We start from the raw sequence: 282 nt of genomic DNA, 5'->3' as shown, positions 1-282 counted from the left end.
AAGTAATTAAGAAATTTCAAAATCAGGAATAATGCACACAGACACGATATTCTACCAAATCTTTCTCACTTTTCACACTCTATTATTTGAAATTCTGGGAGAACCTACAGAAAATGCTAAAGATTATCAATTTACCTCTGTAGAAGTGAAAGAAAAAGCATTTCGGTTTGATGGGATTTTTATGGCAGATAGTCTAGAAAAACCCATCTATTTTGTAGAAGTGCAATTTCAACCCAAACCAGATTTTTACTGGGAATTAATAGCAGAAATCAACATTTATCT

1 protein-coding gene is annotated in these 282 nt (G+C 31.6%); it reads left to right on the top strand.

Annotation, left to right across the window (positions count from 1 at the left end; all coding sequences use genetic code 11):
• Positions 1-31: 31 nt before the first annotated feature.
• On the top strand, positions 32-282 hold a 251-nt coding region (locus ACIR131C_RS21770), incomplete at its 3' end, for a DUF2887 domain-containing protein (RefSeq protein ID WP_035371422.1).

Origin of the sequence: Dolichospermum circinale AWQC131C (assembly GCF_000426905.1) — a bacterium.
GTDB classification, from domain to species: domain Bacteria; phylum Cyanobacteriota; class Cyanobacteriia; order Cyanobacteriales; family Nostocaceae; genus Dolichospermum; species Dolichospermum circinale.
The sequence above is the reverse complement of the archived record's forward strand: the minus strand, read 5'-3'. Positions and strand labels throughout refer to the sequence as shown.